The sequence below is a fragment of the Streptomyces sp. NPDC090106 genome, from assembly GCF_044747265.1.
Lineage (GTDB): Bacteria > Actinomycetota > Actinomycetes > Streptomycetales > Streptomycetaceae > Streptomyces.
Genome location: NZ_JBIVDS010000012.1, coordinates 214634 through 240183, shown reverse-complemented (window position 1 = coordinate 240183; position 25550 = coordinate 214634). Strand labels below are relative to the sequence as shown.

Sequence of the window (25550 nt, the reverse complement as noted above, 5' to 3'; positions counted from 1 at the left end):
CGGGCGACGGTGGGGACCGTGCCCCCGCGGGTCAGCGTAGGTCGGTCCAGTGACAGGAAACTGACCCTGCCGGAACGTACGGAACGTCAGGTTCCGGCAGGGGCCATTCGCAGGGTGCGACGGCATCCGGCACCAGCCGCAGAGACGGGCGCGCGGTGGGCTCCTCACCGGTGCCGTCCTGTCGGCTCAGGTCCCTTATCCGGTTCCGGAGCAGGGCGGCGGCCGCCTCTCCCGCCTCCGGGGTCACGTGGTCCAGAGTCTCGTGGTCCAGAGTTTCGTGGTCCAGGGTGTCGCGTACGGCGAGCGCGCGCGTCCACGCCGTCCGGGCCGCTCCCGCTTCACCGGCGGCCCGGTGCGCCTCTCCGATGCGGACCAGACAGCGGAATTCGTGACGCCGGTCCCCGATCTCCCGGTACAGCGCCAAGGCACGCTGGTGGGCGAGGAGCGCGCGACGGTGGTCGCCGCCCACGGCGTGACAGTGACCGAGCACGGCGTGGGCAGCGGCCTCGGCTTGCGGCTCGGCGAGACCTTGCAGGACTTCGAGGGCCCGGCAGGCGGCGGCGAACGCTCCACGGTCCCCGCCACGCCGGGAACGGATCCTGGCGAGGGCGAGCAGCGAGCCGGACTCCCCCACCCGGTCGCCGGCGCCCCGGTATCGCGCCACGGCCCGTTCCGCATGGCCGAGGGCCTCGTCGAGGCGGCCCTGATCCTCGTACAGCCGGCCGAGCCGACGGTGCACGTCGCCCTGTCCCGGCAGGTCGCCCAGTTCGCCGAAGAGCTCGTGGGCCCGGCGCAGATGGAGGTGTGCGTCCCCGGTACGCCCCAGGCGTCCGGTGAGTTCTCCGAGGGAGCTGTACGCATGGGCGAGCGCGACCGGGTCGCACAGGTGCCGGGCCGCGTCGAGAGCGGCCTGCCGGGGCTCGACGGCGTCGTGGCGCAACCCCTGCTGGGCGAAGAGGAGTTCGACCAGCAGGGCGAGCCGCCAGGTGTGGCCGTGGAATCCATGGCGGGAGGCCAGGCCCACCAGACCGGCCAGGCCCCGCGTCTCCGCGCCGCACCAGGCAAGGGCCTGCGCGGCGGTCGCGTGCTCGATCGTGCTGACTCCGGGCAGGGCAGGCGGCGGCTCGGGGACGATCCGGTCCGGGGAAAGGCGGGCGAGGGCGTTGTGGGCCGTGTGCAGATGGTGGTCGAGCACCCGTCGCAGGGCCAGTCGCGACGCCTCGGCGTCGGGTTGGATGTCCTCCCATGGCACACCCGCTGCGCCGCCACGGCCGTACCCCTGACTGTGCGCCGCGGGACCCGGTACCGGGACCGCGGTGTCCTGCTCCTCGGTGCAGTGCTCCTCGGTGTCGTGCTCCTCGGTGTCGTGCTCCTCGGGGCGGGAGAGTTCCCGCGCGTACACCCCGACGAGCCGTGGCCGGTGGTACACGTCGCCGAGACGTTCCATGAGCAGTCCCGCGCGGACCAGTTCGGCGAGTTGTTCCCGCACCCGCTCCACGGGCAGTGCGGCGGCGCTCGCGGCGGCGGCCGTGGAGATCGTCGTGCCCGGGCAGGCGGCGAGGAGCCGGAAGACGCGCGCCGCGGGCGGGGTGAGCGTGCGGCAGGAGGCGTCGAGTGCCGTCCGCACCTCGGGCACGGCGTCCAGTCCCCCGCTCGCCGAGCGGATCTCCTCGGCGAGCGGGGCCAGGGAGAAGGCCGGTCCCGCGGAGGCCCGGGCAGCAACGGCGGCCAGAGCCAGGGGCAGTCCCCCGGTCGACACGGTGAGCGCGCGGACCGCTTCCTCCTCCGCGGCCACCTTCTCGCCGCCGAGCCGGGCGACGAGGCAGTCGCGGGCCTCGTCGGTACCGAAGGGAGCCAGGTCGAGGAAGCGGCTGTCCCGCTCTCCGTTCGCGAGTTCACGCAGAGGGGCGCGGCTGGTGACGACCGCGAGGCAGCCGGGGACGTCCGGGAGGAGATCCCGTATCTGTGCGGCGTCGCGGGCGTCGTCGAGGAAGACCAGGACCCGGCGGCCGGCCAGGGCCTCCTGATAGCGCCGCGGGCGTTCCTCCTCGGGTGTCGCCTCCGGCGCCGTGCTCAGCGCGCGCAGGAATCCGCTCAGGATCACGGCCGGGTCGGCCGGGGGCGCCCCGGGAGCGTGGCCGCGCAGGTCCGCGTACAACTGTCCGTCGGGGAAGCCGGATGCGGCGCGATGCGCCCAGCGGCCCGCGAGCGCGGTCTTGCCCACGCCGGGCGGTCCGCTGAGGACGGTCACCGCCGCGGGTCCGTGTGCTGTGGCCGGTTTGGTCAGGAGCGCGAGTTCTCTCCTCCGGCCGACGAACACCGGCAGCCCCGGCGGGAGTTGGGCGGGAGCGGAGGAGGCGACGGCTGAACCGGCAGTCGGGCGGGGGCCGATCGGCGAGAGGGCGGGGCCCGCAGGGGCGGAGGCCACCGGTCCCGGTGTCGGTGCGCCGACGGGCAGCCCAACGGGCTTCCGCGCAACGGGCTTCCGCGCAACGGGCGCCGGCTCAGTGGCGGACTTCGGTACGGCGGCGGGCGGGCCGAGCACGTGCCGGGCCGCGGCCCGCAGTTCCTGGCCCGGTTCGATTCCCAGCTCGTCGGCGAGCCTCGCCTTCACCGCTCGGTACGTTCGCAGCGCCTCCTGCGTCCGGTCCGAGGCCATGAGGGCGTACAGCAGACGGGAGTGCAGCGGCTCGTCGAAGGGGCGTTCGGCGGCGCAGCGGCGCAGCGGGCCGAGCACCTCGCCCGCGAGGCCGCAGTGCAGGGCGGCGTCGGCGGCCTCCTTGACGACGGCGTGGCGCTCCCGGTCCAGCGCCTTGAAGGCGGGGGCGGTGTGCATGGACGGTGGCAGCCCGTCGAGGGGGTGACCGGTCCACAGGGCCAGGGCCTCGACGTACATCGCCACGCTCTGCCGGATGGCGCCGTCGTCCCGTACCCGTCGGGCCTCGTGGGCCAGCCGGCGGAAGCGCAGCAGGTCGAGGGAGTCCGCGTCGGCCTCGATGCGGTAGCCGCCCGCTCCGCGCAGGAGCCAGCCGCCGGGCGCCCGGGCGGGGAGGTCGGGTTCCAGGACGCGGCGCAGCAGGCCTATGTACCGGTAGACCAGGGTGAGGGCGCTGACCGGGGGTTCCTCGCCCCACAGGGCGTCGACGATCTGCTCGACCTCCAGGGGCTGTCCGGGACGGGCGAGCAGCAGGGCCAGCAGGCCGCGCTGCTGGGGCGGGCCGAGTTCCAGGGCCGCCCCGTCGCGCGAGGCACGGACCGGGCCAAGGACGGAGAACCACAGCTTGCCCCGCTCCGGTGGGGTCCCGCTCTCCTTGGTGACGCCCGTCGGCATGTCCCTGGCCTTCCCGTTCCGGCACCGACGTCGTCCACGATCGCCCCGCACCCCGATCACACTCTCGCCCGAACGCTAGAGCGAGCCGCTTGGCGTTCACTTGGAAGTGGCCTGGCGGGCTGACCGGACGGTGTTCCCAGCCTGTCCCCTTGGGGGCGCGGGCCGCCGCGCCGCCCCTCGAAGTCACGCTTCTTGGCGTCCACTTGGAGGAAGAGGGCAGCCGGGACCGCGCGGCACGGTCACTCCCTGCACACAAAGTCCCGCCTATGCTCCTGTCGCGTCCCGGGAACACCACAGCCGCAAGGCCCGCAGGAGAGTGCTGCGTGAGCCACGGCAGTTCCGCAGACCGATTCCCCGTCCCAAGGATCACAGCCATGCCCAAGTCCCTGTCGTGCGCCGAGCACACGACTCCCCTGGTACGCACCTGCTTCTCGGACGAGGAGTCCTGGCAGTCGCTGCTCGTCGAGGTCTCCACACCCAACGAGGACGACTTCCTGGCGAACGTCGACATCGTCGACGACATCACCTACCAGGGGCTGTCCGCCCAGGAGATGGCGTCCCTGACACCACCGGGGACGGCCCTTCTGGTCCTCGCGGACAAGGTCACGCTCGCCGTGTCCGACAGACCTCTCCTCGTCATCCGCACGGGTGCCGGACCGCATGACGAACTACGCGTCGTCGCTGCGGAGTTGTGGTCGGTCGAGAACAACATCACCTGGGCCAACATGGACTGGGCGGAGTTCACCGACGCCGTGGACGAGGACGGGGTGTTCCGCGGGTTCTGAAGCGAACCCACACCCCACAGGCGATTCGAACGATACGAACCGCACACCCCATTCGAACCGTACGGAAGGCATCTTCGTGGACAGGTTTCCGGAGGGCGGCGGTGCCGTCCTGGTCAGGACCGACTTCACCGACGAGCAGGCCTGGGAGCAACTCCGCGCCCGCTTGGCCTCGTACACCTCCGAGGGCCTGCTGGTGGACCTGCGCACCGTGGACGATCCGCGCCATGCGGGCATGACCGAGGAGCAACTGCGTTCGCTCGTGCCCGACGGTGCGGAGTACCCCTACTTCGCGGTGGCGGACTCCAGCACCTTCGCAGCCAGCCTCCCCGCCCGCGACCGTACGCTCCTGGTGGTCGATGTGGACGAAGAGGGGCCGGGCGAGGTGTTCCGGGCCGTGGTGTCGTCACTCGCGGAGATCGACGCCAATCTGGTCCTGGCGAACACCGACTTCGCTGACTACGTGGAAGGCGTGGGCCCCGAGGGCGTCTACGAAGGGCTTGACGGCATGTGATCCCGACGCGGTTCCGCCCGGGACCACAGCGCTCCTACGAACGCAACCGAGGCCGCTGTCCGCTGTCCGCTGTCCGCTGGGAGAACTCGCCCACGCCGGTACACCGAGCCGAGCGATCATGTACTCGCCTTCTCGGAACACCAGGCGTCGACGGCCTCGTCGGGCACTCGCAGCGCTTACTCCGGGGCCGAACCGACCAGGACGGTCGCGGGCCGCCTCGGCCGCGTTCTTCCTGGCCTCGGACGAGTCCCGCCACCTCACCGGCCAACTCCTGGTCGTGGACGGCGGCATGACCATGCAGTCCTCAGCCGCCCCAGGATGCCGAGCCATGCTCCCCGCGTAGTCCACTGCCTCTGGGCCCCCGTGCGGGGTCCATGGGCCGTCCAGGCGGATCTGGCATGTTCAGGAGAGACCCTCGCTGCAGTCGGGAAGGACCGTGGCGGGAAGGTCGTAGACCAGGCTGTAGCGCCAGAACAGGCGGCGCCTGATCCGTGCGCCAGGCAGTTCCTGTGCCGCCGCGACCTGGATCTCATTCAACGTTTCCTGTGGGTCGACGGTGGGCGCCGTCATGTGCAGGGGCAGCTCATTGACGCGAGCGGGTTGCCTGGCCAGCCCCATGACCGGGTTCAACAGCAGGGACAGCAGGGAAACAAGGCGATCGAGACGCCCGGCTTCCCGGTAGCAGCCGACCACCACGAGCCGCCCGCCCGGATGCAGGCAGCCACGGAGCTCCCGCAGAGTCGATGTCAACGGCAGGTGATGCAGGACCGCGACCAGCGTGACGGCATCGAAGCGCCGCCGCAGTTCACGCGCGGCAAAACCGGCTTCGACAATGGTGACCGCCGGATCGTCGGCAAAGCGCTTCGCCGCGGCGTGTGCCATCCGAGGGGCGGGTTCGAGCGCCGTGACGATGAGGCCCCGGTGGCGGAGCAGGGCTACCAAGTTCCCCGTGCCGCAGCCGACTTCGAGGACATGGCGAGCGCTAGACGCGCATACCTGGTCGGCGATCCAGGGAGCGTAGTGGTCGTTGTGGCTCCAGGGGTGCCGCTGGTTCAAACGGTGGAGGTGAGAAAGTATCGCCACGGAACCACGTCAGGACTTGTCCGTGAATTGATCCTCAACTCGAGGCCGGCCACTCGCCGTACACGGAGAGACGTACACGGGAAGACGTGCACGGGTCACGGTGCCAGCGCGGCGGCCACCTGGGCCAGCCGATCGGCCGACAGCGCGAAGTGGTTGACGGGGTTGCGGTAGGAGTACGCGCCGTCGTTGACGCGGAAGCCTCGGCCGGCCGTGGTCCAGCGCGCGGGACCGGGAGCCCCTTGGTCCTCCAGGAGCACAGCGGCGAGGGACTCGGGATCGTCCACGCCGGTGTGGGCGCGCAGCGCGTCGGTCAGGCGGACAACGGCATCGTCGGGTACCTCGTCGTCACCGAAGGACGGCAGCAGGAGCAGCAGACGGGCGTGGGGATCCATGGTGCTCCCGCCGGGTATCCCGTTGTCCGCAGCCGCAACGAGTTCGGGCCAGGACAGGCCTGGTCCCATGAAGTGCCCGTCGTCGCGGGCGAGGAGTTCGGCGTGGTCCCAGTCGGGATGGTGGAGTAGGTAATCGGTGCCGGAGTCGTCGACGAACGTGCGGTAGACCACGTGCAGTTGTCCGTCGGCAGCGAGCGGAACGGTGAAGGTCGGCCACTCGGCCCGTCCCCACAACCGCTGTTGGAAGTCGCCGGCCGCCTCGTGGTCAGCGCCGAACAGCAGTTCTTCGGCCTCCTCGCTCTGGACGCACGAGGCGAGGTGCCCCAGCCAGAACAAGGGCTCGTCGAGGAGTTGGGTCTGGTGTGTGAGGGGACCGCCGTCGTACCCGGGTATCCGATCAGGATGCAGATCCGCGCTGTTCGTCACGGTGGACATCATGCCCTCCCCGATCGCGAGGGCATGAGGCCGGGCCCCGTCCCGCACCGTCTCGCATCGAGCGCGCGGGACGCGACGAGAGCCGTCCGCGTGGATCAGCCCGTGAACGCCTGGTCGCTGTCGCGGTGGGCGCCCCAGCCGTGCCAGCGTTCGACCTCGATCCGGGCGCTGACGCGGGTCCGGACGCGGTCGGGGTAGGGCCTGCCGGTGTAGTGGGTGGCGATGCGGTCGATGTCGGTCAGGCCCTCGTCCTCGTACGTCTCCGCGACCCGACCGATGAGGGTGACGTGGTTGTACCAGTCGTCGCCGTCGAGGACGGTGAGGGTGATGCGCGGGTCACGGCGCAGGTGCTTCAGGCGGACGCGGCCCTCGTCCAGGCTGATCAGGGCCCGGCCGTCGTCCCAGAGATACCAGGTGGGCGTGGACACCGGGGCGCCGTCGGAGCGGAGGGTGGCCATGACGGCCGGGTTGGGGCGGCGCAGCAGGTCGACGGCCTCGGGCGGCAGGGGCGGCTTGGACATGTCGGATCCTTCCTCAGGGTTGCAGGGTTGGTGATGTCTCAGTGCGGCTCTTCGAAGCCTGCGACACACGTGGTGGCCATGCCCTCAACAGCATCACCCCGCGCCGCTGCGCGCTCCAGTCGGTACGGGCGTCCGGCGGCCTCGTGTGCAGGCGTACGCCGTTGTCGGTGCCCCCTCGACCATCAGGCGGGCCGCGTGGCAGACGTGCCGCTACTTGGAGGCGGCAAAGACGAGTCCGTCGAGCCAGGCCTGGTGGCCGTTGAGCATCGGGTTGGGGCGCTCGTTCGCGAGGGCCGCGGCGGGCTGGCCGATCTGGTTCTCCTGGGTCAGGATGCGGACCCGGCCGCCGTCCAGGTCCTCGACCAGCCAGGCGTGCAGCACGTCCAGGCGCTCCTCGGGCGTGCCGTCCTGCCTGGCCGTCCACGACAGGCGGCCGGGGACGCCGTCGGCCGGTGCCTGGAACTCGACGACGTGGGCGGCCAGCGGCGGGAAGCCGAAGGTTCCGAAGCTGAAGGCCACGTCGTCCTTGAGACCGGGGCCGCCGCCCTCCGGGAAGGAGATGTCTGCGACGTTGTCGTAGTAGCCCTCCCACTCGGATGTGTCGGTCAGGAAGTGCCAGATCCGGGCGGCGGTGATGCCCTGGACGATCACCTCGTTGGAGACGAAGTTGTCGCCGGTGCCGGGGAGGTGGTGCTGAGGCCAGTTGATCGCGTTCTGTGTGGTCATGGGAGGTGTCCTGAGGCTTGAGATGTACGCCCGTGGTGTCGCCACCCACGGTGTCCGCCGCCAACCGGCGACCCATCGAAACTAGGTCGGAACGCCATCCGAATACCAATAGAGATGCCGATCCCTGCTATCGGAACTCCGATATGAGGGATGGGTACGCTGGATCGTGTGAAGAATCCGACGCCTGCCGTGGAGACGCCCGCGGCGACCGGCGGTACCCAGCTCCCGCCCCACGCGGATCTGAACCTGCTGCGCACGTTCCTGGCCGTCCACCGCTCGGGGTCGTTCACCGCAGCGGCACCGCGTCTGGGCCTGTCGCAGCCCACCGTGACCGCGCAGATCCGCACCCTGGAACGTCAGGTCGGCCGGGAACTGTTCACCCGGCTGCCGCGCGGGGTGGAACCCACGCCGTACGCGCACGAGCTGGCCGGGCAGATCGCCGGGCCGCTCGACGCACTGGCCGGGCTGGAGGAGGCCGGAGAGGTGGCCGCCCCCGTACACCTGGCCGGGCCCTCGGAGCTGCTCTGCGTACGCGTCCTGCCCGCCCTCGCGTCGCTCGTCGCCGACGGTGTCCAGCTACGCGTCGCCCAAGGGCTGCCCGAACCGCTCCTGGAGGAGATGCGCGCCGGTCGGCACGACCTCGTCATCGCCACCCGGCGCCCCCGTGGCCGCGCCGTGGAGTCCGTGCCGCTCACCGACGAGGAGTACCTCCTGGTCGCGAACCCGGACTGGGCGCGGCACGTCACTGGACACGCCGAAGCCGATGACGTCTGCGCCGCCCTCCGCGAGGTACCGATGGTGACGTATGCCGAGGACCTACCGATCGTGCGCCGCTACTGGCGCAACGTCTTCGGCAAGCAGCTCACCACTCGTGCCGCGGTCACCGTGCCCAACCTGTACGCGGTGCTGTCAGCCGTGAACTCCGGCGCCGGGTACAGCGTCCTCCCGCGTTCGCTGTGCCAGGAGTATCTCGACTCAGGCCGTCTCTCGCTCCTCCACGACCCTCAGGAGCCGCCGCTGAACACCCTCTTCCTCGTCCAACGGCCCGGGAGCGAGGCCAACCCCGACGTCGTGCGCGTCCGCGACCTTCTTCGGGAGTCCGCGCGGGGCTGGTAGGACGGCGGGGGTGTTTCGCCGCTCCTGTCAGTCCTCAACTCCGTACGCCGTGAAGACGTAGGTCCCGGGGGCCTCCCTCTCGACCCAGCCCGCGACTCTCGCGCCCTCGCGTTCCCAGGCCTTCTCCTGGTCGACCCGCACTTCCTCAGGCAGGTCGGCGTGGTAGCCGTAGGAGGAGTGGAGCAGGATGCCCAACGCCCTCTGCTCTTCCTCGTCGTAGCCACGATCTGACGGTGCGACCGGATCGCCGTCGGCGCCGGTCATGTTCAATCCGCGGCAGGCATCTCTCACCAGCCGCATCACCGAGGCCTGCTCCTCGTCCGACAGATCCGCGCCGTCCTTGCGGGCGACGAACACTGCTGGGCCGTACGCCGACACACTTGCCTCCCCAGTACCAGAACGTCATTGAAGCGGACCAGACGCATGCCGCACGCCACATCCCCGCGATCGCGCCGGACTCAGTCGGTCCCGGAGGGTGTGCCAACGAGGCGATACATGCCGATGGGCTCCTCGGCACGGAACAGCACCACGCCGTGCCACATATGGGGCAGCGCGACCGCGACCGCCTCCGGGTGGCGACACAGAACACCGAACAGAGAGCCAGCCCGTACGACAATCCCCTGCGCTCACCGGTTCGCCGGCACGAGGCCGTGGCTACACCCAGGTTCCAGCCCGAGCCGCCGCCAAGAGGCCCGGATCGTGGGCGTTGACGATCAGGAGGTCTGGTTCCTCGGCGCGCCTGAGTTCGGTGAGGCGTTCGTGGTTGGCCCGAACTCTGCGCCAGTCGTGGGCGACGGCGCGTTCCATGGCGAGCAGGGCTCTCGGCGGTGGGGCGGTGTCGCCGATCTGGCCGCGGTGGTAGAAGGCGTCGCCCGCGTGGAGGATCCAGCGGTCGCCGGAGTCCACGGCGACCGCGGCGTGTCCTCGGGTGTGGCCGGGCAGGCCGATCAGCACGATCCCGGGCGAGAGCGCGGCTAGTTCCGTGGCGGCGGGGAAGCCGCGCCACGACTCGCCGTTCCGGGGTGTGTGGCTGATCAGCGTCGGGCGGTGGTCGCGTTGGGCCGGCCGGTAGCGGGCCTTCTCGGTGCGGGTGGCCGGGTGGAGCGCCGCGGTCGCCTCGTCGCCGGTGAGGTGGACGCGTGCCCAGGGGAAGTCGGCGGCTCCTCCCACGTGGTCGGCGTCGAAGTGGGTGAGGACGATGTCCCGTACGTCCCTGGGGTCGTGGCCGAGTCCCTCGATCTGGCGTACGGCGGTCTCGGCAGCGTCGAACGCGGGGCGGACGAAGTGCCGGGCCGGGCCGAACCTGGCGCCGGGAGCGGCACGGTCCTTGAGGCCGAGGCCGCTGTCGACGAGGACGAGGCCGGTGGCGGTCTCGACGAGCAGGACGTGGCAGACGAGACCCTCGGGGGCGCCCCAGGGGCGCATGGTGCCGCAGTTGAGATGGTGGACCCTCATCCGAAGTCCTCCATCAGTGCGGCCAGGGCGGTGGAGTCGCCGCCGACGAGGCGGGCGTCGATCCGCTGCACGGGCCGGGTGCCGTCCCAGTTGGCGGCGGCCAGCCTGATGAGGTCGAAGACGAGCTTCTTGCTCCCCCCGATGTCGGAGATCTCGATGACGGTGCCGGGATGGTGTTCGGTCTCCAGGTAGGCGAACCTGCCGTCGGCCCCGCCGATCCGGCCCTCCTGCCCGACGGTGAATCCGGCGGCCAGGGCACGGTCGTAGAGGGTCTGGTAGTCCTCGCTCCAGTAGGCGAGGTGCTGGACGCCTTCGTGCCCGGCCGCGAGGAAGTCGCGGTACATCGAGGGCGCGTCGTTGACGGGGGTGATGAGTTCGATCTGGATGTCGCCGCTGTTGGCGACGGCCACGTCCATGACCATGTCGGAGGGCTCACCCCGGTAGGTGAAGTTCTCGGGCCTGACTCCCTCCAGGTGGAACCAGGGGCCGATTCCGGCGCGGGCGAAGTTCTCCATCGACGTCCTGATGTCGCGGACGACGTAGCCGATCTGCGCGACGCTGCCGAACATGGCGGCGACCGGGTCGGCCGCGGGCGGCGGTCCGGTGTGGGCGTCGGCGAAGGAGAGGACGACCTTGCCGGTGGCGGCGTTGTCCCGGAGCCGCTGGGCGGCTCGTGCGGCTTGGGACACCGGGTGGACGGAGTCGAGGCGGGGGCCGATGCGTCCGTCCGCGACAGCGGGCAGTACGTGCTCGCCCAACGCGGTGACGACGTCGCCGAGTTCGGCTCGGGTGCGGATGCTGAAGGTGGTGCCGATCAGCCTCTGGCGGCGGAAGGCGATCGTGTCCAGGTCGAGGGTGGTCGCGGATCCGGCGAGACGTCCGATGCTGACGACGGTGCCGCCGATCGCGGTGGCCCGCGGGAGTTCGGCGAACGACGCGCCGCCGACGTGGTCGAGGGTGACGTCGGCGCCTCGCCCGTCAGTGGCGGCGAGGACTGCTGCGGCGAGGTCGTCGGTCGTGGTGTTCACCGCGATGTCCGCGCCCGCGTCCAGCAGTGCGGCGCGTTTGGCGTCGCTGGTCGTGGTGGCGATGACGGTGGCGGCGCCGAGCGCCTTGGCCAGCTGGACGCCGATCAGTCCGATCGCGCTCGTGCCGCCGACTATGAGGACGGACTGGCCGGCGGTGAAGCCGGCCTGGGTGACGAGCGCGTCGTGTTCGGTGACGAGCCCGACGGGCAGGGTCGCGGCCTCCTCGAATCCGAGCCGGTCCGGGATCGGGACGAACAGGCGCGGGTGGCACAGGGCGTAGTCGGCGAACGCGCCGACGGTGATCCCCATGACCCGGGTCCCCGCGGGCAGATGGGGTGCCAGTGGACTCCCGGTCTCGACGACTCCGGCCACCTCCATTCCGGCGGTGAAGGGTCCTTGGCCCTGCGAGTTGGCGGTGTAGGTGCCCTGGAGGGCGTACAGGTCGGCGCGGTTGAGGCCCGCGGCGTGGACCTGGACGCGAACGGCCCCGAGCTGTACGGGGCGTTCGGTCTCCTCCAGGATCCAGTCGGCGCCTTTGCCGCCGACGAGTGCTCGCATGGTGGCCGAAGTCGTCGTGCCGGTGGTCGAGTTCACGGGGTGCCTCCGATGGTCGCGGGCCGTCAGCGGACGAAGTCGGGTGGGGTGGTGGCGAGGAGCCGGGGATCAGGCGTGCCGCCGGACATCGTGAGCAGTCCTCTGAGGACGCGGGCGAGCTTCAGCAGGCCGCGCGGGCTGCGCCTGTCGATCCCGGCGACGAGCTGTTTCAGGATGGTGAGCTGGTCGAAGTAGATCCGCTCGGTGACGAGTCGCTCGTTCTCGTCGAAGACGAAGTACGCCGTCATCCGGGTCCGGTGGGCCGCTCCGGTCGCGGGTATCGGGCCGAGCGGACCCTTGTGGGTGCCCAGCAGCCAGAACTCCACGATCACGGCGTCGACGCTGTGCCGGAACGCGATGATCTCGTGGTCCTGGTCGGGGAACGCCACTCGGGTGTCGGCGTAATAGCCGCGCACCTCGTCGTCTCCGTCGTGGACGGTCATCTGCGCGATCAGTTCGTAGTGCGGGTGCGGGAAGGTGGACAGGGTGGCGTCCCAGTCCTGGGCGACCTCGTCGTGGAAGTGGTCGAGCACGAGCTTCTCGCGGGCCCGCAGGACGTCCTCGGGCGGCAGGACGAAGCGTGACATGGTGGTGCCTCCTCAGACCGGCTGTGCGCCGTGCGTGATGTGACCGTGGCTGAAGGTGGGAGCGGTGCCGGGGTTCGTCCAGGCCCCCGTGAGCTCGCTGGACGGGAAGAACTGCAGGAAGCGCGGATCGACCTGGCTGCGGTCGGCGAGAGTCTTCTCCAGGACGACCGAGTTGTACTGGTCGGCGGTCGTCTCGATGGTGTTGGCGTTGAGCACGACCTCCTGCTGCCATTGCCGCGCCCACTTGGCGAGGCCGGGCAGCCGCGAGTGCTCCGGGGTGAGGGCCTCGGTGGCGATGACGTTCTCGCTGCTGACCCAGATGCCGGTCGAGGTGTTCACGACGAGGCTCTGGTTGCCGAAGACGTGGCCGGGCGTCTTGACGACGGCCACGCCCGGTCCGAGCAGGACCGAACCGTGGATCGGCAGGAACGCCTCCGGCGGGACGTCACGGTAGGTGCGGGGCTGGTACCAGGGCCTCTGCAGCGGGTGCAGCTCCGCCATGCCCGCCAGTTCGTCGCGCTGGACGACGACCTTGGCGTTGGGGAACGCGGCGCGGGGGCGGGAACCGAGATCGTCCTGGTGCGTGCTCGTCCCCACCCAGCGGCGCAGGTCCTGGGTGTGCAGATGGTCGAAGAGCAGATAGTCGACCTCGTCGGGCCGGATGCGCAGGCGCGCGAGGTGACCGAGGACGGTGTCGTGTTCGCGGACCATCCGCCGCGCGAGGACGTCCGGTGTCTTGTGGGCGAGATCGTCGAAGTACGGCGTGTAGCGGCCGAGTTCGACGTCGCTGGGTTCGAAGAGCAGCACCCGGGGGCGGCCGTCGCTGTCCCGCCAGCGGATCACCAGCATGCGGTTGGTGATCGACAGGAACGGCGCGATCGCACGCGAGGCCCGGAACAGGCCGAACCGTGTCGGGTACGGCAGCGTGACCAGGTCGCAGGTGCGGATGCTGTCGGGTGTGCCGGTGAGGGCGAACTCGGCGCGGAACGCCTCTGCCTGGGTGCGGGCCGTGCGCAGCCGGGCGCCTGGTGGCTCGTCCGATCTCGACAGGTCGGGCAGCGTGTCGATGCCGGTGCCGATCGTCGGCAGGTCGGCCACTTCCCCGGGGCCCCACGGAAAACGCATCGTCGCTCCTTCCGCTTTACCCACATCGTGGGTATTGAGGGCCGCCACTATACCCACGTTGTGGATTAATGCAACGGAGGGCATCATGAGGCCATGACCGCGACACAAGAAGGCCGCCGAGGCCGTCCGCCCAAGGGCGCCTCCCGGCTGAACCGCCCGGCGATCGTCGAGGCCACCCTGAAGGTCATCGACGCCGACGGCATCGACGCGGTCTCCATGCGCTCGGTCGCCCGGGTCCTGGGCGTCGACCCGAAGAGCCTCTACAACCACGTCGACGGCAAGGACGGTCTCCTCGACGCCGTCGCCGAACACATCCTCGGGTCCGTGCCGCTGCCCGAGCGCACCGGGGACGTCCGCGCCGACCTGCGCGCCATCGCCCACGCGTTCCGTCGCTGCACCCTGGCTCACCCTCAGGCGGCCTCGCTCGTCCTCACCCGGCAACTCGCCTCGTTCGAGGCGCTGGCACCGGTCGAAGCGGTCCTCGCCGTGCTCCGTTCCGCGGGCTGCCCTCCCGGCGAGGCCGTCCCGCTGCTCCGCGCCCTGGTCGCCGCGGTGATCGGCGCCCTGCTCCGCGAAGCGCAGGCGGGCCCCACCTACGGCACCACCGACCCGGCCGCCCTCGCACAGCGCCGGGCCGACCTGGAGCGCTCGGGCCTCCCCCACGTCACCGAGGCCGCCGCCGACCTCTCACGCTTCGACAGCGACGCCGAGTTCGCCTACACCGTCGAACTCGCCCTGGACGCGCTCACGACCCGCCTGAGCATCGGCGGAGGCGCTGCCGAAACCGGCGGCGCCTGACCTCGGCCCGGCCGGCAGAGGGCACGGCCGGCGCCAACGCCCGCACGCCCGGGGTCAGTTGCCGCCCTTGGACGGCAGTACGGCCGTTCCCGCGCGCAGGAAGGCCATCGCGAGGGCGATGTCCGCCTCCTCGGGGTGCGCCGAGCAGAGTTCGTTGATGACGGCCGCCGCTGCCGCCGCCGCCATCCGCGGCCCCAGCGAGCCCGGCGAACTGCCCTGCTCCTCGGCGAGGAGGTCCGCGCCTTCCTGGACGATGTCGCAGAAGCGCGCATTGCTGACGGCCTTGAGCTGGGGGTTCAGTTCCAGCATGCGGTCGGAGAGCGCGTCGAGGTCGCTCCGCTGAGCGAGTTCGTCGCGCAGCCACACCTCCAGGGCGTCCACGATCGGCACGCCCGGATCCTTCTGCCGCAGCGCCACCGCGAGCCGCTCACGGGTGGCCTCGAACTGCTCCAGGGCCAGCTCGAACTTGGACGGGAAGTACAACGTCACCGTACGAGGCGACACCTCGGCCGCCTCGGCGATGTCGGCGATCGTGGTCGCTTCGAAACCCCGCTCGGCGAACAGCTCGTACGCCCTGCGGATGATCACTTCCCTGCGGCGCGCCTTGCTCCGCTCCCGTAGTCCCTCAGCACCCATGCCCGCAGCTTACCGCTAGGGGCATATTTACATCCCGTAGTAATTTTGCCATAGGGTGCAGCGAAGGAGGGCGGCAGGACTCACGGATGCCTGCGCCGACCGAGAGGGAGGAAGAAGGCACATGGCATCTCGCCTGTACGCCTGGGCACGCTGGGCGGTACGGCGCCGCGGGCGGGTCATCGCCGCGTGGCTGCTGCTGCTCGCAGTGGTCGGCGGGCTCGGAGTGACTCTGCACGGCAAGACGTCGACGGAGTTCTCCGTGCCGGGGATCGAGTCGCAGAAGGCCCAGGACCTGCTCCAGGCGGAGTTCCCGGAAGCGGCGGCGGGAACCGCCCGGGTGGTGTTCGCGGCCGACGACGGCGCAACCCTCACCGCGGCCGACGCCCGGGCGGCCATCACGGCGAGCCTCAAGCAGGCCTCGCGGGTGGCGGACGTGTCGGGCGTCTCCGACCCGATGACGACGGGGGCCCTCTCCGCCGACCAGCGGATCGCCTACGCGGACGTCCGGTTCGGCGAACCGGCCGCCGACGTGCCGCAGAAGGCCAAGGACGCGCTGGCCCAGGCCATGTCCCCCGCCGAGGAGGCGGGCCTCCAGGTGGAGTTCGGCGGTCCCGTCATGCAGCCGCAGACCGAGGTCGGGGGGCCCGCGGAGATCGTCGGGGTCGTGCTCGCCTTCGTCATCCTCGCGCTCGCGCTCGGCTCACTCGTGGCGGCCGGTCTGCCGCTGCTGACCGCGGCCGTGGGGGTCGCCATCGGTGTCCTGGGCGTCGAGTTCGTGTCCCGCTTCATCGACATGACCAGCACCGCGACCACGCTGGCCCTCATGATCGGCCTCGCGGTCGGTATCGACTACGCGCTGTTCATCGTCGCCCGTCACCGTGAACTGCTCAGCGAACCCGACGCGGACGTCGACGACTCCATCGCCCGGGCCGTCGCCACCGCGGGCAGCGCGGTCGTCTTCGCCGGTGCCACGGTGGTCATCGCGCTGGCGGCCCTGGCCGTCACCGGCATCCCGTTCCTCACCGTGATGGGCCTCGCCGCAGCCGTCACCGTCCTGCTCGCCGTGCTCATCGCACTGAGCCTCGTACCCGCCGCCCTGAGCCTGCTCGGGGAACGGCTGCGGCCGCGTGCGCGTGCCCCGCGCCCCGGAGCCGGCGAGCGCGCACCCGGCGCGTGGGGCCTGGCCTGGGGGCGCCTGGTCACCCGCAAGCCGCTGATCGTGCTCCTCACCGGGGTCATCGCTCTCCTGGCCCTCGCTCTGCCCGCGCGCGAGCTGCGGTTGGGTCTGCCCGGCAACGCGTCCCAGCCCGTCGACAGCACCCAGCACAAGAGCTACGACCTGCTGACCGAAGGCTTCGGACCCGGATTCAACGCCACCCTCGTCGCCGTCGTGGACACCAGCGGCATCCCCGCCGCGGACCGTTCCACGGTCGTCACCGATCTGCGGTCGGCGCTGGCCCGCGACACCGGCGTGGCAGCGGCCACCGCACCCGTCGCCAACGCCGCCTCGACCCTCAGTGTCATCACCCTGGTGCCGAGCACCGGACCCGACGACGAGGCCACCACGGACCTGGTCCACCGGCTGCGTGATCAGGCGGCGAACGTCGACAAGGCAGGCGGAACCCTCTACATCGCCGGTGCCACCGCGGCCGCGATCGACATCTCCGGGAAGCTCTCGAACGCGCTGCCCCTGTTCATCGGCGTGATCGTGCTGTTGGCGCTGATCCTGCTGACCATCGCCTTCCGGTCCCTGCTCGTCCCGCTCAAGGCGGTCCTCGGCTTCCTGCTGTCGGTCGCCGCGAGCCTCGGTGTCACCGTGTGGGTCTTCCAGAACGGCCACCTCAACGGCGTCCTCGACATCCCGTCCGCGGGACCCGTGACCAGCTTCCTGCCCGTCCTGCTCATCGGTGTCCTGTTCGGGCTCGCCATGGACTACGAGGTCTTCCTCGTCAGCCGCATGCGCGAGCACTTCGAACACACCAAGAACCCGGGCGAGGCCATCACCCACGGCATGGCCCGCAGCGGACGCGTCGTCAGCGCGGCGGCACTGATCATGGTCGCGGTCTTCGGCGGGTTCGTCTTCAACCACGACCCCATCATCAAGTCGATCGGCTTCGCCCTGGCCTTCGGTGTCTTCATCGACGCCTTCGTCGTCCGCATGACCCTCGTACCGGCCGCGATGGCCCTGCTCGGACGCCGCGCCTGGAGCCTCCCGACCTGGCTCGACCGCGTCACCCCCGACGTCGACATCGAGGGCGCCGGCCTTCCGCCGCGCACCACGGCGACCACCGGCGAGGAGCCCAGGCACCGGGTCACCGCGGGCTGAACACCCCACACCGGCAAGGACGTCCCCGGCCGAAGACGATCACGAGGAGCGCACCCGGGGACACAAATCCTGGTCGAACGAGGACCGGACCGTTACGGCGTCTCGGCGCGGGCGTTGCCTTCGGGCAGGGCCCGCGCCGAGGCGTCCACCTGTGCGGGGTCGCCTTCGGCCAGGCGGTCCCCCGCCGGGCGCCGGTCAGGACGAGGCGCGCCGCACGATGCGCAGGGCCGTGCCGGAGTCGGGAGCCGGGCGGGCCTCGGCGATGCCCATGACGGTCAGCGCGTGGTCGCACAGATGCCGGGCCGCCGTGTCCAGATCGATGGTGACGGTCGTGAGCGGCGGCGACGTGAGGCGTGCGAGCGCCAGATCGTCGACGCCGATGACGGCCAGGCCGCCGGGCACGTCCACCCCCCGGTCCCAGGCGGCGGCGAGGACCGCGGCGGCGATGACGTCGTTGAAGGCCGCGACGGCGGTCACGGGTTTCGGCATTCCCCGCCAGCGGTCGAGCGCCCGCCCGGCGGCGGCACGGTCGGGCTCGATGGCGACGACGTCCGGACGGGGCAGGCCGAGGTCCCGGCACGCCTGCTCGGCACCCCGGATGCGGGGCAGGGCGAAGACGTCCTCCCGGTCGTCACCGATGCCGGCGTACGCGATGTGCCGGTGACCGCGTTCGGCCAGGTGCTCGATCTGCGTCCGGCCGATGCTCTCCTGGGAGATGTACTGCGGCGAGGACGGGCCGCCCGGGATGTCGAACAGCCCGTTCAGGAACGGGATGCCGGCGCCGCGCATGGCGTGCGCCTCCGTCTCGTCGATGGCGCCGAAGGCGATGACGAGGGACGGCTGGAGGTTGCGCCACAGCGCGGACAGCGTCTGGACCTGGCCCTTGTAGTAGAAGTACACGCAGGCGACTCCCGCGTCGGCCAGACGGTCGCTGAGCGCCAGCTTCAGACGGCTCATCGCGTCGGTGACCGGCCAGTCCGGGATGAGGCACAGGACGACGTCGCTGCGTCCGGTACGCAGCGAGCGGGCCGCCGCGGACGGGATGTAGCCGAGTTCGTCCGCGGTCGCGAGGACCAGACGCCGGGTCGCCTCCGAGATCGACTCCAGGTGCTTGCCGTTGAGGACGAAGCTGACCGTGGTCTGGGAGACCCCGGCGGCCTTGGCGACGTCCTTGCTCGTCACCCGACGCATATGACCCCCACGAAAACTCGTCATGTCGAACGTATTGCGCCACAGCCACTCGATTCTGATACTACGACGTATTAGTAAAACGTATTAGGAGCTCGTACCCCTGAGCCCGAGCGGTCTCGCACGCCCGACATCGGCCACTGATCGCATCCTGTGTCTTCGCTGGGAGCACGCGGACACAGGAACCGCTCGCCCCGTCCGCACTCAACACCTGCCACTGCCGCTCCGGGGACGCGTGTCCCCGGCGGCAAGGACCTGCCCTGCCCGTCCCGGGTACCGGCAGCGCCTTCTCGACGGCTTCCCCCGCCGTCGCCATGCCCATCGAAGAAGGAAGCAACGGTATGAGTGACAACCGCCCGTCCGGCCCCGCGGCCATGACTCATCGCCTGCGGCAGCCCGCTGACCAGCGCCTCACGGACGGGGTCCGCCGATGAGCCTGCCCTCCGGCACCGCCGCACGGCAGCACCGGGGCGCCCGGTCCGCCACGGCGATCCCCACCTGGCGCACCCTCGGCGTCCTGTTCCCGACCACGGCCGCCATGTACGCGGTCTACCAGGGCATCCAGCAAGTGCTGCTGCCCGCGCAGGTCGAGCAGATCGACGCGGCCAACAAGATCAGCAACCTCGCCTGGCTGACCCTCGTCTCCTCGATCACCGCCGCCGTCGCGCTGCCTGTCGGGGGCGCGCTGTCGGACCGGACACGCAGCAGGTGGGGCCGCCGCGCACCCTGGCTCGTCGCCACCGCCGCGATATCGGCGGTCCTGCTCGCGCTCATGGGCTCCGCGAACGGCATCGTGCTCCTCGGGCTCGTCTACGCCGCGCTGTGGTTCTTCATGAACTACTACCAGGCCGTCCTGACCGCGGTGATGCCGGACCGCTTCCCGGAGGACAAGCGCGGCACCGCCTCCTCCGTCATCGGGATCGGGCTTCCGGTGGGCATCGTGGTCGGCGTCAACCTCGTCGCCCACACCGCGCGTGTCCAGGGATACCTCCTGCTGGCGCTGCTGCTCGTGGTCTGCACGGCGCTCTTCGTGACCGTCGCCCGGGACCGCTCCTCCCTGCGCCCGATGCCCGACGTCGAGGACGCGCCCCCGGCCGCACCCGACCCGGCCGCCGCGACCATGAGCAGGGGCGCCCGGCGCAGAAGGGCCGTGGCGGACTTCTTCGCCGGGTTCCGCTCGCGCGACTTCACGCTCGCCTTCACGGGGCGCGCCCTGCTGTTCCTCGCCTTCTTCACGGTCAGCGGCTACACGTACTACCTGTTGCAGGACCGGATCGGCGTGGAGAACCTGCCCGGCGGCAGCACGGCGGTCGCCGTCAGCATCATCAGCACGGTCACCAACGTCGCCATGGTGCTCAGTGTGCTGACCGCGGGCTGGATCTCCGACCGGATCGGCCGCCGCAAGCCCTTCGTGATCGCCTGCTCCATCGGGCTGGGCCTGTCGATGCTGGTTCCCGTCGTCCTCACGTCCTGGACCGGCATGCTCGTCTACTCCGCGCTGACCGGCCTCTTCTTCGGCACCTACATGACCGTCGACCTGGCCCTGATGTCCCTCGTCCTGCCCAGCAGCGAGGACGCCGGACGGGACATGGGCGTCCTGGCCGTCGCCACCTCAGGGCCGCAGATCCTGTCGTCCTTCATCGGCGCCGGCATCATCACGCTCCTCGGCGGCTACACCGGGCTGTTCGTCTTCGGCGCGGTCCTGGCCGTCCTCGGGGGCCTCGTCATGATCCCCATCAAGTCCGTCCGCTGACCTCCGCCTCCGGCGACCCTGCGCACCGTGGCCCGCACCCCACCCATCCTCCTGGAAGGACTCTGTCCCCATGCCCTTCACCTCCGACGCCTCCGGCGCCTCCGACTCCGGAGCGAACATCTACTACGAGACCCTCGGTGACCCGCGGGGCGAACCGGTGGTCTTCGTCGAGGGTCTCAGCGCCCAGCTCATCGCCTGGCACGAGGACTTCTGCAAGCTCTTCACCGACCAGGGACGCTTCGTCGTCCGCCACGACAACCGTGACGTCGGTCTGTCACAGCGGTTCGACCCCGCCCCCTCGGACGACGGCACCCCGGCGGCCGACGGCTACCTCCTGGCCGACATGGCCGACGACACCGTCCGTGTGCTCGACGCCCTCGGCCTGACCAGCGCCCACATCGTCGGCCAGTCCATGGGCGGCATGATCGCCCAGGCCCTCGCCCTCAACCACCCCGACCGCGTCCGCAGCCTCACGCTCTTCTACACCTCCCCCACCCCGGCCGGGACGGAGCACTTCGTCGACGACCCGGAGTTGCGTGCCCTGCGCGACGCACAACCGCCCACCGGCCGGGCCGAGTTCGCGGCCCACTTCGCCGCCTCGGAACGCGCGTCCGGGGGCGGTAGCCGCTATGTCCACGACGAGTCGTGGCTGCGCGAACTGGGCGACCGCTACCACCGGCGCGGGCACAGCCAGGCAGGCGTCGAACGGCAGATGGACGCCATCCTGCGCAGCGAACCCTGGGCGGACCGGCTCAAGGAGATCCGGGTCCCGACCGCGGTCGTCCACGGCCGCGACGACCGTCTCATCCGCCCCGAGGCCTCCCTCGCCATAGCCGAGGCCGTGCCGCACAGCGAACTGCATCTGTACGCGGGCATGGGCCACTCCGTCGTGCGCCCCCTGTGGAGGGAGTACGCCGAGGTCATCCTGCGGGTCCAGTCCCAGGCGCGGGAACGGGAGACGGAGCCCGCGGGACGCTGACACCCCCTTGACGGCCGGGAGCGGTACATCGATCGGTACCGCTCCCCGACCACCACGGCCTCACCGCCCCGCGGAGCGGGCCCCACCAGGTCGTGTCGGCGTACGGACCTCGGCGGCCTCGGGCAGAACGGAAACGGACCGCATCACGATCGACCGGTCGACGTACCGCACACCGGGAGTGAGCCGGGCCGCGCGTCTGAGGAAGTCGGCCACGTCGTCCATGTCCTCCAGACGTACGCACACGGCGAGGTCGTACTGGGCGTGCAGGGCTCCGGCGAAGCGCACGCTGAAGTGGCGGCCGATCTCGTCCAGAGCCTGCTCCAGGCGCATGGGGTCCGCCTTCCCGAAGAACCAGGCGATCACGGCCTTGCGGGAGATCTCCGGGGACAGGCGCATCTCGAACCGCAGCCGTTCCCCCCGCAGCAAGGTGCCCAGGGCCTGGCGTACGCGGTAGGGCGAGAGGCCGGTCCGGTCGGCGAGGTCCTTCCAGGAGGCCCGGGGGTCCGCCCGGAGCACGGCCATGATCACGCGCTCGGTGTCGGGGCCGACGGGGACCGCCCCAGCCGGTGTCTGCGACAAGGCGGTGACCTGGGCTCGCCGTCGCTCGTCCAGGGCGTCGAACGACTCGCTGCCCGACCGGACCCTGGAGTCCCCGAAGGCCACGCGTACTCCGCGCACTCCGGGCAGCCGCATCAGGCGCCCCATCACGAAGTCGGGCACGGCGTCCGTGTCCACCGCCCCGGCGACGGCGACGATGTCGCGTCCGCCCGTGGTGACGTCCACGCACAGGACCACCGGCTCGGCCGCCATGAGGCCGGCCACCCGGGCCACCGCGCGGGGCGCGCAGTCGACCTCGATGACGGCGACGGCCCGCACCGCTGCGGGGCCGGGCTCGACCGCGAGGGCGGCGAGCCGGTGCTCGCGCAGCCGCCGCCAGCGCCGGGCCAGGGTTCCCGCGTCGGATCCGAGGATCCCGGCGAGCGACGCCCAGCTCGCTCGGGGGCTGAGGGCGAGCGCCTCGATCAGCGCACGATCGAGTCCGTCGATTTCGATATCGCTCATCGCCCGGCCCTCGCGTCGTGATTCGGCCCAGGAGAAACAGACGGGCAACAAACCGTTCCTAGCGTGCGCGTACTCGCTGCGAGGAACGAAGGGATCGCGAGATGAGCACACGCGCCGTGGAGAAGTCCGGGAGAGCCGGCAAAGGGCGGGGAGTCGTCGGCTTCCTCGTGGTGACCGAGCTGGCCAGCGGATTCCTCCAAGGGTGGTTCACTCCGCTGCTGGAGGCGATCGGGACCCGCTGGCAGGTGGACACCGCCCAGCTCAACTGGGTGACGGCGATGTACATGCTGATGACGGTGGTCTTCGTACCGGTCATCGGGAAGCTCGGTGACACCTACGGGCACCAGCGGATGCTCGCCGTCACCGCCGCGGCCGTGACGGTCGGTTCGGTCGTCGTGGCGCTCGCCCCCAGCTACGAGTTGTTCCTCCTGGGCCGGGCGTTGCAGGCCCCGCTGGCCGGCTTCCTGCCACTGGAGTTCGCCATCGTCCGCGAGCGCCGCCCCGAGCAGGCCGGGCGCAGCATCGCGCGGCTCATCGGCGCGCTGACGTTCGGTGCCGCGGTCGGCGGCGTCCTGTCCGGGACGCTGTACGGCGTCGTCGGGAGCCTCGCCGTCACGCTGTGGGTGCCGGTCCTCTTCATGGCCTCGTGTGTCCCGATCGTGGTGTACGCCGTTCCCGAGACCCGGCGGCGCAGCGCGGGCCGGGTGGACGTCACCGGTGCCGTCCTGCTGGGCCTGGGGCTGCTGCTGTTGCTGGGCGCCCTGTCCAACGGCGCCACCTGGGGCTGGACCGATCCCGCGACGCTCGCGGGGCTCCTCGGCGGACCGGCGCTGCTGGCCGCTTGGCTGACGACGAGCCGCCGCACCCCGCATCCCCTCGTCGATCTGTCCGCGCTCACCGCGGGCGGCATCGGTCTGCCGCTGCTGGCGGCCGTGTGCTTCGGCGCGCAGTTCTACGGGAGTTCCACCGCCTCGTCCTTCTTCTACCTGGCCGGCCCGGACACCTACGGGTACGGGCTCGGCCTCTCGGCGAGCGCCGCGGGCCTGGTGCTGCTGCTGCCGACGCTCGTCATGGTGGCGGCGTCGCTGGCGGGTGACCGGCTCTCGCGCGGGATCGGCGCGGCCCGCACCATCGCCCTCGGCGGTTCGCTCACCTCGCTCTGCTTCCTGGGCATGGTCGCCGCCGGCGACGATCCGCTGCTGTTCGTCACGGCCAACACGCTGGGCGCGGTGGGCAACGGGCTGGTAGTGGCGGTCCTTCCGGCGGTGGTGGTCGACCGGGCCGCTCCCGACGCCGTGGGTGTCTCCTCCGCGCTCTACAACACCTCCCGAACCGCGGCGGGCGCGGCGGCCGGTGCCCTGTTCGCCCTGCTGATGTCGTTGTTCGCCACAGCCGACGGCCACGGCGGTTCCCTCTCCACCCGTACGTCGTTCCACGCCGTGTGGCTGACGGCGGCGGTGGTGAGCGCCGTCGTCGTGCTGCTGGCCCGTCTCATCGGACGCCGGGCCGCCGAGCGGGAGGCACGGCAGCCCGGCGCGGAGGCCCCCTTGGACGAGGCCGGTGTCCAGGGAGCCTGACCCGCGGCGACGGCGTCGGGCCGCGCGCCGTACCCGGCCGGGACGGTGCGCGCACGCCTCACTCCAGGTCACGGATCACCTCGCCGAGCAGGGCCACGCCGGGCCGGATCGCGGCCAGCGGGATGGCGTTGAAGCCGAGGCGGATGTGGTTGCGCGGTCCGTCGTCGCCGAGGTGGAAGGCGGAGCCCGGGTCGATGAGGACGCCGCGCTTCTCGGCGGCGTGGGCGACGGCGGTGCCGTCGAACGCGGCGTCGCCGGTGACCCACAGGCTCGTGCCGCCGGCCGTGGGGGTCTCCAGGGGCCAGGGCAGGTGCGCGGCCAGCGACTCGGTGAGCACGCCCCATTTGTCGAGGAGGTGGTTGCGGTGGCGGCGCAGTGCCCGGTGGTAGTCGCCGGATTGGATGAACAGGGCCAGGGCGCGCTGGGTGTGCCCGCTGGGATGGCGGTTGGCGTAGCGCCTGCGGCGGCGCAGCAGGGCGATGAGTTCGGGCGGGGCGACGACGAACCCGAGGCGGATGCCGGGCGCGACGAACTTGGAGAACGTGCCCACGTAGATGACGCGGCCCTCGGTGTCGAGCGACTTGAGCGAGGGCGTGGGCCGGCCGCGGAAGCGCATCTCGGAGTCGTAGTCGTCCTCGATGACGACGAAGTCCTCGCGCTGGGCGCGCCGGAGGATGTCCAGCCGCCTGAGATAGCTGAGCGTGACGGAGGTGGGATGTTGGTGACTGGGCGTCAGATACAGGTAGTCGAAGCGTGCGGAACGCGGTACCCGGGCCCCTTCGCGGTCGACCGGCACCAGGTCCAGCGTCGCGCCCGACTCGGCGACGATGTGCGCGGCGTCGCGGTAGCCGGGGTTCTCGACAGCGACGGTCACTCCGGGGCCGAACATGACGTCCGCGACCAGGGACAGGGCTTCCTGGGCGCCATGGGTGACGAGGACCGTGTCCGCTTCCGTGACCACCCCGCGGGGGACGAGGATCTCCGAGCGGATCATCTCGACCAGCAGCGGGTCGTCCCGGTCGGAGCTGTCGCGGATGCTGTGGGCGAGGTGCGGTCCGTGCAGCGCTTCGGCGACGGCACGGGCCCATCCCCTGGCGGGGAACGCCTTCAGCTCGGGCTGGCCCGGCAGGAACGGGTAGGGGTAGCGCGTCCAGTCGGGGTGTACGCGGGGTGCGTCGATCGGCGAGGCGCGTCTGCGGGCCCGCCGCGTCCAGTCGAGGGTGCCGGGGCCGTTGTCCGGTGTGCGCTCGGCGCGGGCGGCGAACTCCCGGGCGACGGCGCTCGGGTACAGCCCGCTGCGCGGGCGGGCCTCGACGAGTCCGAGGGCGATCAGCTCGTCGTAGGCGACGTTCACCGTGTTGCGGGAGACGCCGAGCGCGGCGGCGAGGTAGCGCGACGAGGGCAGCGGCCTCGCCGCGGTGGAGCGCGCGACGAGGATGCTCTCGATGCGCCGGCGCACCTGTTGGTAGAGCGGCTCGGAGCTGTCGTGACGGAGCGGCGCGAGGTTCTCGTGCTCGGTCATGTGCGGGTCTCCCGGGTGGC

At 71.3% G+C, this 25550-nt stretch carries 22 protein-coding genes and 1 pseudogene; 9 read left to right on the top strand and 14 right to left on the bottom strand.

Annotation, left to right across the window (positions count from 1 at the left end):
• Window positions 1-31: 31 nt before the first annotated feature.
• A complete protein-coding gene (locus ACIPSE_RS34130) occupies window positions 32-3331 on the bottom strand; it encodes a BTAD domain-containing putative transcriptional regulator (RefSeq protein ID WP_401670422.1) in 3300 nt (1099 codons plus the stop codon).
• A 374-nt stretch (window positions 3332-3705) separates the two neighbouring features.
• Between ACIPSE_RS34130 and ACIPSE_RS34125 the strand changes: the two genes are divergently transcribed.
• The 3 genes and pseudogenes from ACIPSE_RS34125 to ACIPSE_RS34115 form a co-directional block, all read left to right on the top strand.
• Complete coding sequence (locus tag ACIPSE_RS34125) at window positions 3706-4116, top strand: DUF6924 domain-containing protein (RefSeq protein WP_401670419.1); 411 nt, start codon at window positions 3706-3708, stop codon at window positions 4114-4116.
• Between the two features lie 76 nt (window positions 4117-4192).
• Window positions 4193-4627, top strand: a complete 435-nt coding sequence (locus tag ACIPSE_RS34120; protein WP_401670417.1) for a DUF6924 domain-containing protein — start codon at window positions 4193-4195, stop codon at window positions 4625-4627.
• 229 nt (window positions 4628-4856) lie between these two features.
• Window positions 4857-4970 (top strand): annotated as a pseudogene (locus ACIPSE_RS34115) (oxidoreductase); the annotation flags it as partial.
• A gap of 59 nt (window positions 4971-5029) precedes the next feature.
• On the opposite strand, the gene ACIPSE_RS34110 reads toward ACIPSE_RS34115, so the two are convergent.
• The 4 genes from ACIPSE_RS34110 to ACIPSE_RS34095 form a co-directional block, all read right to left on the bottom strand.
• Entirely contained in the window at window positions 5030-5683 is a 654-nt protein-coding gene (locus ACIPSE_RS34110; protein WP_401670414.1) for a class I SAM-dependent methyltransferase, read from the bottom strand.
• A gap of 122 nt (window positions 5684-5805) precedes the next feature.
• Window positions 5806-6528 (bottom strand): hypothetical protein, encoded by a 723-nt coding sequence (locus ACIPSE_RS34105; RefSeq protein WP_401670411.1) that lies wholly within the window; start codon window positions 6526-6528, stop codon window positions 5806-5808.
• Between the two features lie 104 nt (window positions 6529-6632).
• Window positions 6633-7058 (bottom strand): PPOX class F420-dependent oxidoreductase, encoded by a 426-nt coding sequence (locus ACIPSE_RS34100; protein WP_401670408.1) that lies wholly within the window; start codon window positions 7056-7058, stop codon window positions 6633-6635.
• Between the two features lie 210 nt (window positions 7059-7268).
• Window positions 7269-7784 (bottom strand): SRPBCC domain-containing protein, encoded by a 516-nt coding sequence (locus ACIPSE_RS34095; protein ID WP_401670406.1) that lies wholly within the window; start codon window positions 7782-7784, stop codon window positions 7269-7271.
• Window positions 7785-7952: 168 nt separating this feature from the next.
• Here ACIPSE_RS34095 and ACIPSE_RS34090 point away from each other — a divergent pair, with 168 nt between their 5' ends.
• Window positions 7953-8900, top strand: a complete 948-nt coding sequence (locus tag ACIPSE_RS34090) for a LysR family transcriptional regulator (RefSeq protein ID WP_401670404.1) — start codon at window positions 7953-7955, stop codon at window positions 8898-8900.
• A gap of 27 nt (window positions 8901-8927) precedes the next feature.
• Here the strand turns inward: ACIPSE_RS34090 and ACIPSE_RS34085 are convergent, their stop codons facing one another.
• From ACIPSE_RS34085 to ACIPSE_RS34065, 5 genes are all read right to left on the bottom strand, one after another.
• The gene (locus ACIPSE_RS34085) at window positions 8928-9278 is read right to left on the bottom strand and encodes a hypothetical protein (RefSeq protein ID WP_401670402.1); all 351 of its coding nucleotides are present in this window, start codon (window positions 9276-9278) and stop codon (window positions 8928-8930) included.
• A 276-nt stretch (window positions 9279-9554) separates the two neighbouring features.
• On the bottom strand, window positions 9555-10355 hold the full coding sequence (locus ACIPSE_RS34080; protein ID WP_401670401.1) for an MBL fold metallo-hydrolase: 801 nt from the start codon (window positions 10353-10355) through the stop codon (window positions 9555-9557).
• Window positions 10352-11977 (bottom strand): zinc-binding dehydrogenase, encoded by a 1626-nt coding sequence (locus tag ACIPSE_RS34075; RefSeq protein WP_401670398.1) that lies wholly within the window; start codon window positions 11975-11977, stop codon window positions 10352-10354. Before ACIPSE_RS34075 ends, ACIPSE_RS34080 begins: the two co-directional genes overlap by 4 nt.
• Before the next feature lie 26 nt (window positions 11978-12003).
• On the bottom strand, window positions 12004-12564 hold the full coding sequence (locus ACIPSE_RS34070) for an ester cyclase (protein ID WP_401670397.1): 561 nt from the start codon (window positions 12562-12564) through the stop codon (window positions 12004-12006).
• Window positions 12565-12576: 12 nt separating this feature from the next.
• Complete coding sequence (locus ACIPSE_RS34065; protein WP_401670395.1) at window positions 12577-13689, bottom strand: hypothetical protein; 1113 nt, start codon at window positions 13687-13689, stop codon at window positions 12577-12579.
• 93 nt (window positions 13690-13782) lie between these two features.
• Between ACIPSE_RS34065 and ACIPSE_RS34060 the strand changes: the two genes are divergently transcribed.
• The gene (locus ACIPSE_RS34060) at window positions 13783-14487 is read left to right on the top strand and encodes a TetR/AcrR family transcriptional regulator C-terminal domain-containing protein (protein WP_401670392.1); all 705 of its coding nucleotides are present in this window, start codon (window positions 13783-13785) and stop codon (window positions 14485-14487) included.
• A 54-nt stretch (window positions 14488-14541) separates the two neighbouring features.
• Here ACIPSE_RS34060 and ACIPSE_RS34055 read toward each other — a convergent pair whose 3' ends face one another.
• Entirely contained in the window at window positions 14542-15123 is a 582-nt protein-coding gene (locus ACIPSE_RS34055) for a TetR family transcriptional regulator (protein ID WP_401670390.1), read from the bottom strand.
• A 121-nt stretch (window positions 15124-15244) separates the two neighbouring features.
• Here ACIPSE_RS34055 and ACIPSE_RS34050 point away from each other — a divergent pair, with 121 nt between their 5' ends.
• Window positions 15245-17449, top strand: a complete 2205-nt coding sequence (locus tag ACIPSE_RS34050; RefSeq protein WP_401670388.1) for an MMPL family transporter — start codon at window positions 15245-15247, stop codon at window positions 17447-17449.
• Window positions 17450-17644: 195 nt separating this feature from the next.
• On the opposite strand, the gene ACIPSE_RS34045 is transcribed toward ACIPSE_RS34050, so the two are convergent.
• On the bottom strand, window positions 17645-18640 hold the full coding sequence (locus ACIPSE_RS34045; protein ID WP_401670386.1) for a LacI family DNA-binding transcriptional regulator: 996 nt from the start codon (window positions 18638-18640) through the stop codon (window positions 17645-17647).
• Between the two features lie 427 nt (window positions 18641-19067).
• Here ACIPSE_RS34045 and ACIPSE_RS34040 point away from each other — a divergent pair, with 427 nt between their 5' ends.
• Together ACIPSE_RS34040 and ACIPSE_RS34035 are read left to right on the top strand one after the other, a co-directional pair.
• Window positions 19068-20390, top strand: coding sequence for an MFS transporter (locus tag ACIPSE_RS34040; RefSeq protein WP_401670384.1), 1323 nt, complete (start codon window positions 19068-19070; stop codon window positions 20388-20390).
• Between the two features lie 70 nt (window positions 20391-20460).
• Window positions 20461-21369, top strand: a complete 909-nt coding sequence (locus ACIPSE_RS34035) for an alpha/beta fold hydrolase (protein WP_401670381.1) — start codon at window positions 20461-20463, stop codon at window positions 21367-21369.
• 60 nt (window positions 21370-21429) lie between these two features.
• On the opposite strand, the gene ACIPSE_RS34030 is transcribed toward ACIPSE_RS34035, so the two are convergent.
• A complete protein-coding gene (locus ACIPSE_RS34030; RefSeq protein WP_401670378.1) occupies window positions 21430-22431 on the bottom strand; it encodes an Lrp/AsnC family transcriptional regulator in 1002 nt (333 codons plus the stop codon).
• Between the two features lie 101 nt (window positions 22432-22532).
• Between ACIPSE_RS34030 and ACIPSE_RS34025 the strand changes: the two genes are divergently transcribed.
• On the top strand, window positions 22533-24008 hold the full coding sequence (locus ACIPSE_RS34025) for an MFS transporter (RefSeq protein ID WP_401670375.1): 1476 nt from the start codon (window positions 22533-22535) through the stop codon (window positions 24006-24008).
• A gap of 58 nt (window positions 24009-24066) precedes the next feature.
• Here ACIPSE_RS34025 and ACIPSE_RS34020 read toward each other — a convergent pair whose 3' ends face one another.
• A complete protein-coding gene (locus ACIPSE_RS34020; RefSeq protein WP_401670373.1) occupies window positions 24067-25530 on the bottom strand; it encodes a PLP-dependent aminotransferase family protein in 1464 nt (487 codons plus the stop codon).
• Window positions 25531-25550 lie beyond the last annotated feature (20 nt).

Coding starts and splice junctions, on each gene's coding strand:
- ACIPSE_RS34130 (WP_401670422.1), bottom strand. CDS start 3,331: ATGCCGACGGGCGTCACCAAGGAGAGCGGGACCCCACCGGAGCGGGGC.
- ACIPSE_RS34125 (WP_401670419.1), top strand. CDS start 3,706: ATGCCCAAGTCCCTGTCGTGCGCCGAGCACACGACTCCCCTGGTACGC.
- ACIPSE_RS34100 (WP_401670408.1), bottom strand. CDS start 7,058: ATGTCCAAGCCGCCCCTGCCGCCCGAGGCCGTCGACCTGCTGCGCCGC.
- ACIPSE_RS34095 (WP_401670406.1), bottom strand. CDS start 7,784: ATGACCACACAGAACGCGATCAACTGGCCTCAGCACCACCTCCCCGGC.
- ACIPSE_RS34080 (WP_401670401.1), bottom strand. CDS start 10,355: ATGAGGGTCCACCATCTCAACTGCGGCACCATGCGCCCCTGGGGCGCC.
- ACIPSE_RS34070 (WP_401670397.1), bottom strand. CDS start 12,564: ATGTCACGCTTCGTCCTGCCGCCCGAGGACGTCCTGCGGGCCCGCGAG.
- ACIPSE_RS34065 (WP_401670395.1), bottom strand. CDS start 13,689: ATGCGTTTTCCGTGGGGCCCCGGGGAAGTGGCCGACCTGCCGACGATC.
- ACIPSE_RS34060 (WP_401670392.1), top strand. CDS start 13,783: ATGACCGCGACACAAGAAGGCCGCCGAGGCCGTCCGCCCAAGGGCGCC.
- ACIPSE_RS34055 (WP_401670390.1), bottom strand. CDS start 15,123: ATGGGTGCTGAGGGACTACGGGAGCGGAGCAAGGCGCGCCGCAGGGAA.
- ACIPSE_RS34050 (WP_401670388.1), top strand. CDS start 15,245: ATGGCATCTCGCCTGTACGCCTGGGCACGCTGGGCGGTACGGCGCCGC.
- ACIPSE_RS34045 (WP_401670386.1), bottom strand. CDS start 18,640: ATGCGTCGGGTGACGAGCAAGGACGTCGCCAAGGCCGCCGGGGTCTCC.
- ACIPSE_RS34040 (WP_401670384.1), top strand. CDS start 19,068: ATGAGCCTGCCCTCCGGCACCGCCGCACGGCAGCACCGGGGCGCCCGG.
- ACIPSE_RS34035 (WP_401670381.1), top strand. CDS start 20,461: ATGCCCTTCACCTCCGACGCCTCCGGCGCCTCCGACTCCGGAGCGAAC.
- ACIPSE_RS34030 (WP_401670378.1), bottom strand. CDS start 22,431: ATGAGCGATATCGAAATCGACGGACTCGATCGTGCGCTGATCGAGGCG.
- ACIPSE_RS34025 (WP_401670375.1), top strand. CDS start 22,533: ATGAGCACACGCGCCGTGGAGAAGTCCGGGAGAGCCGGCAAAGGGCGG.
- ACIPSE_RS34020 (WP_401670373.1), bottom strand. CDS start 25,530: ATGACCGAGCACGAGAACCTCGCGCCGCTCCGTCACGACAGCTCCGAG.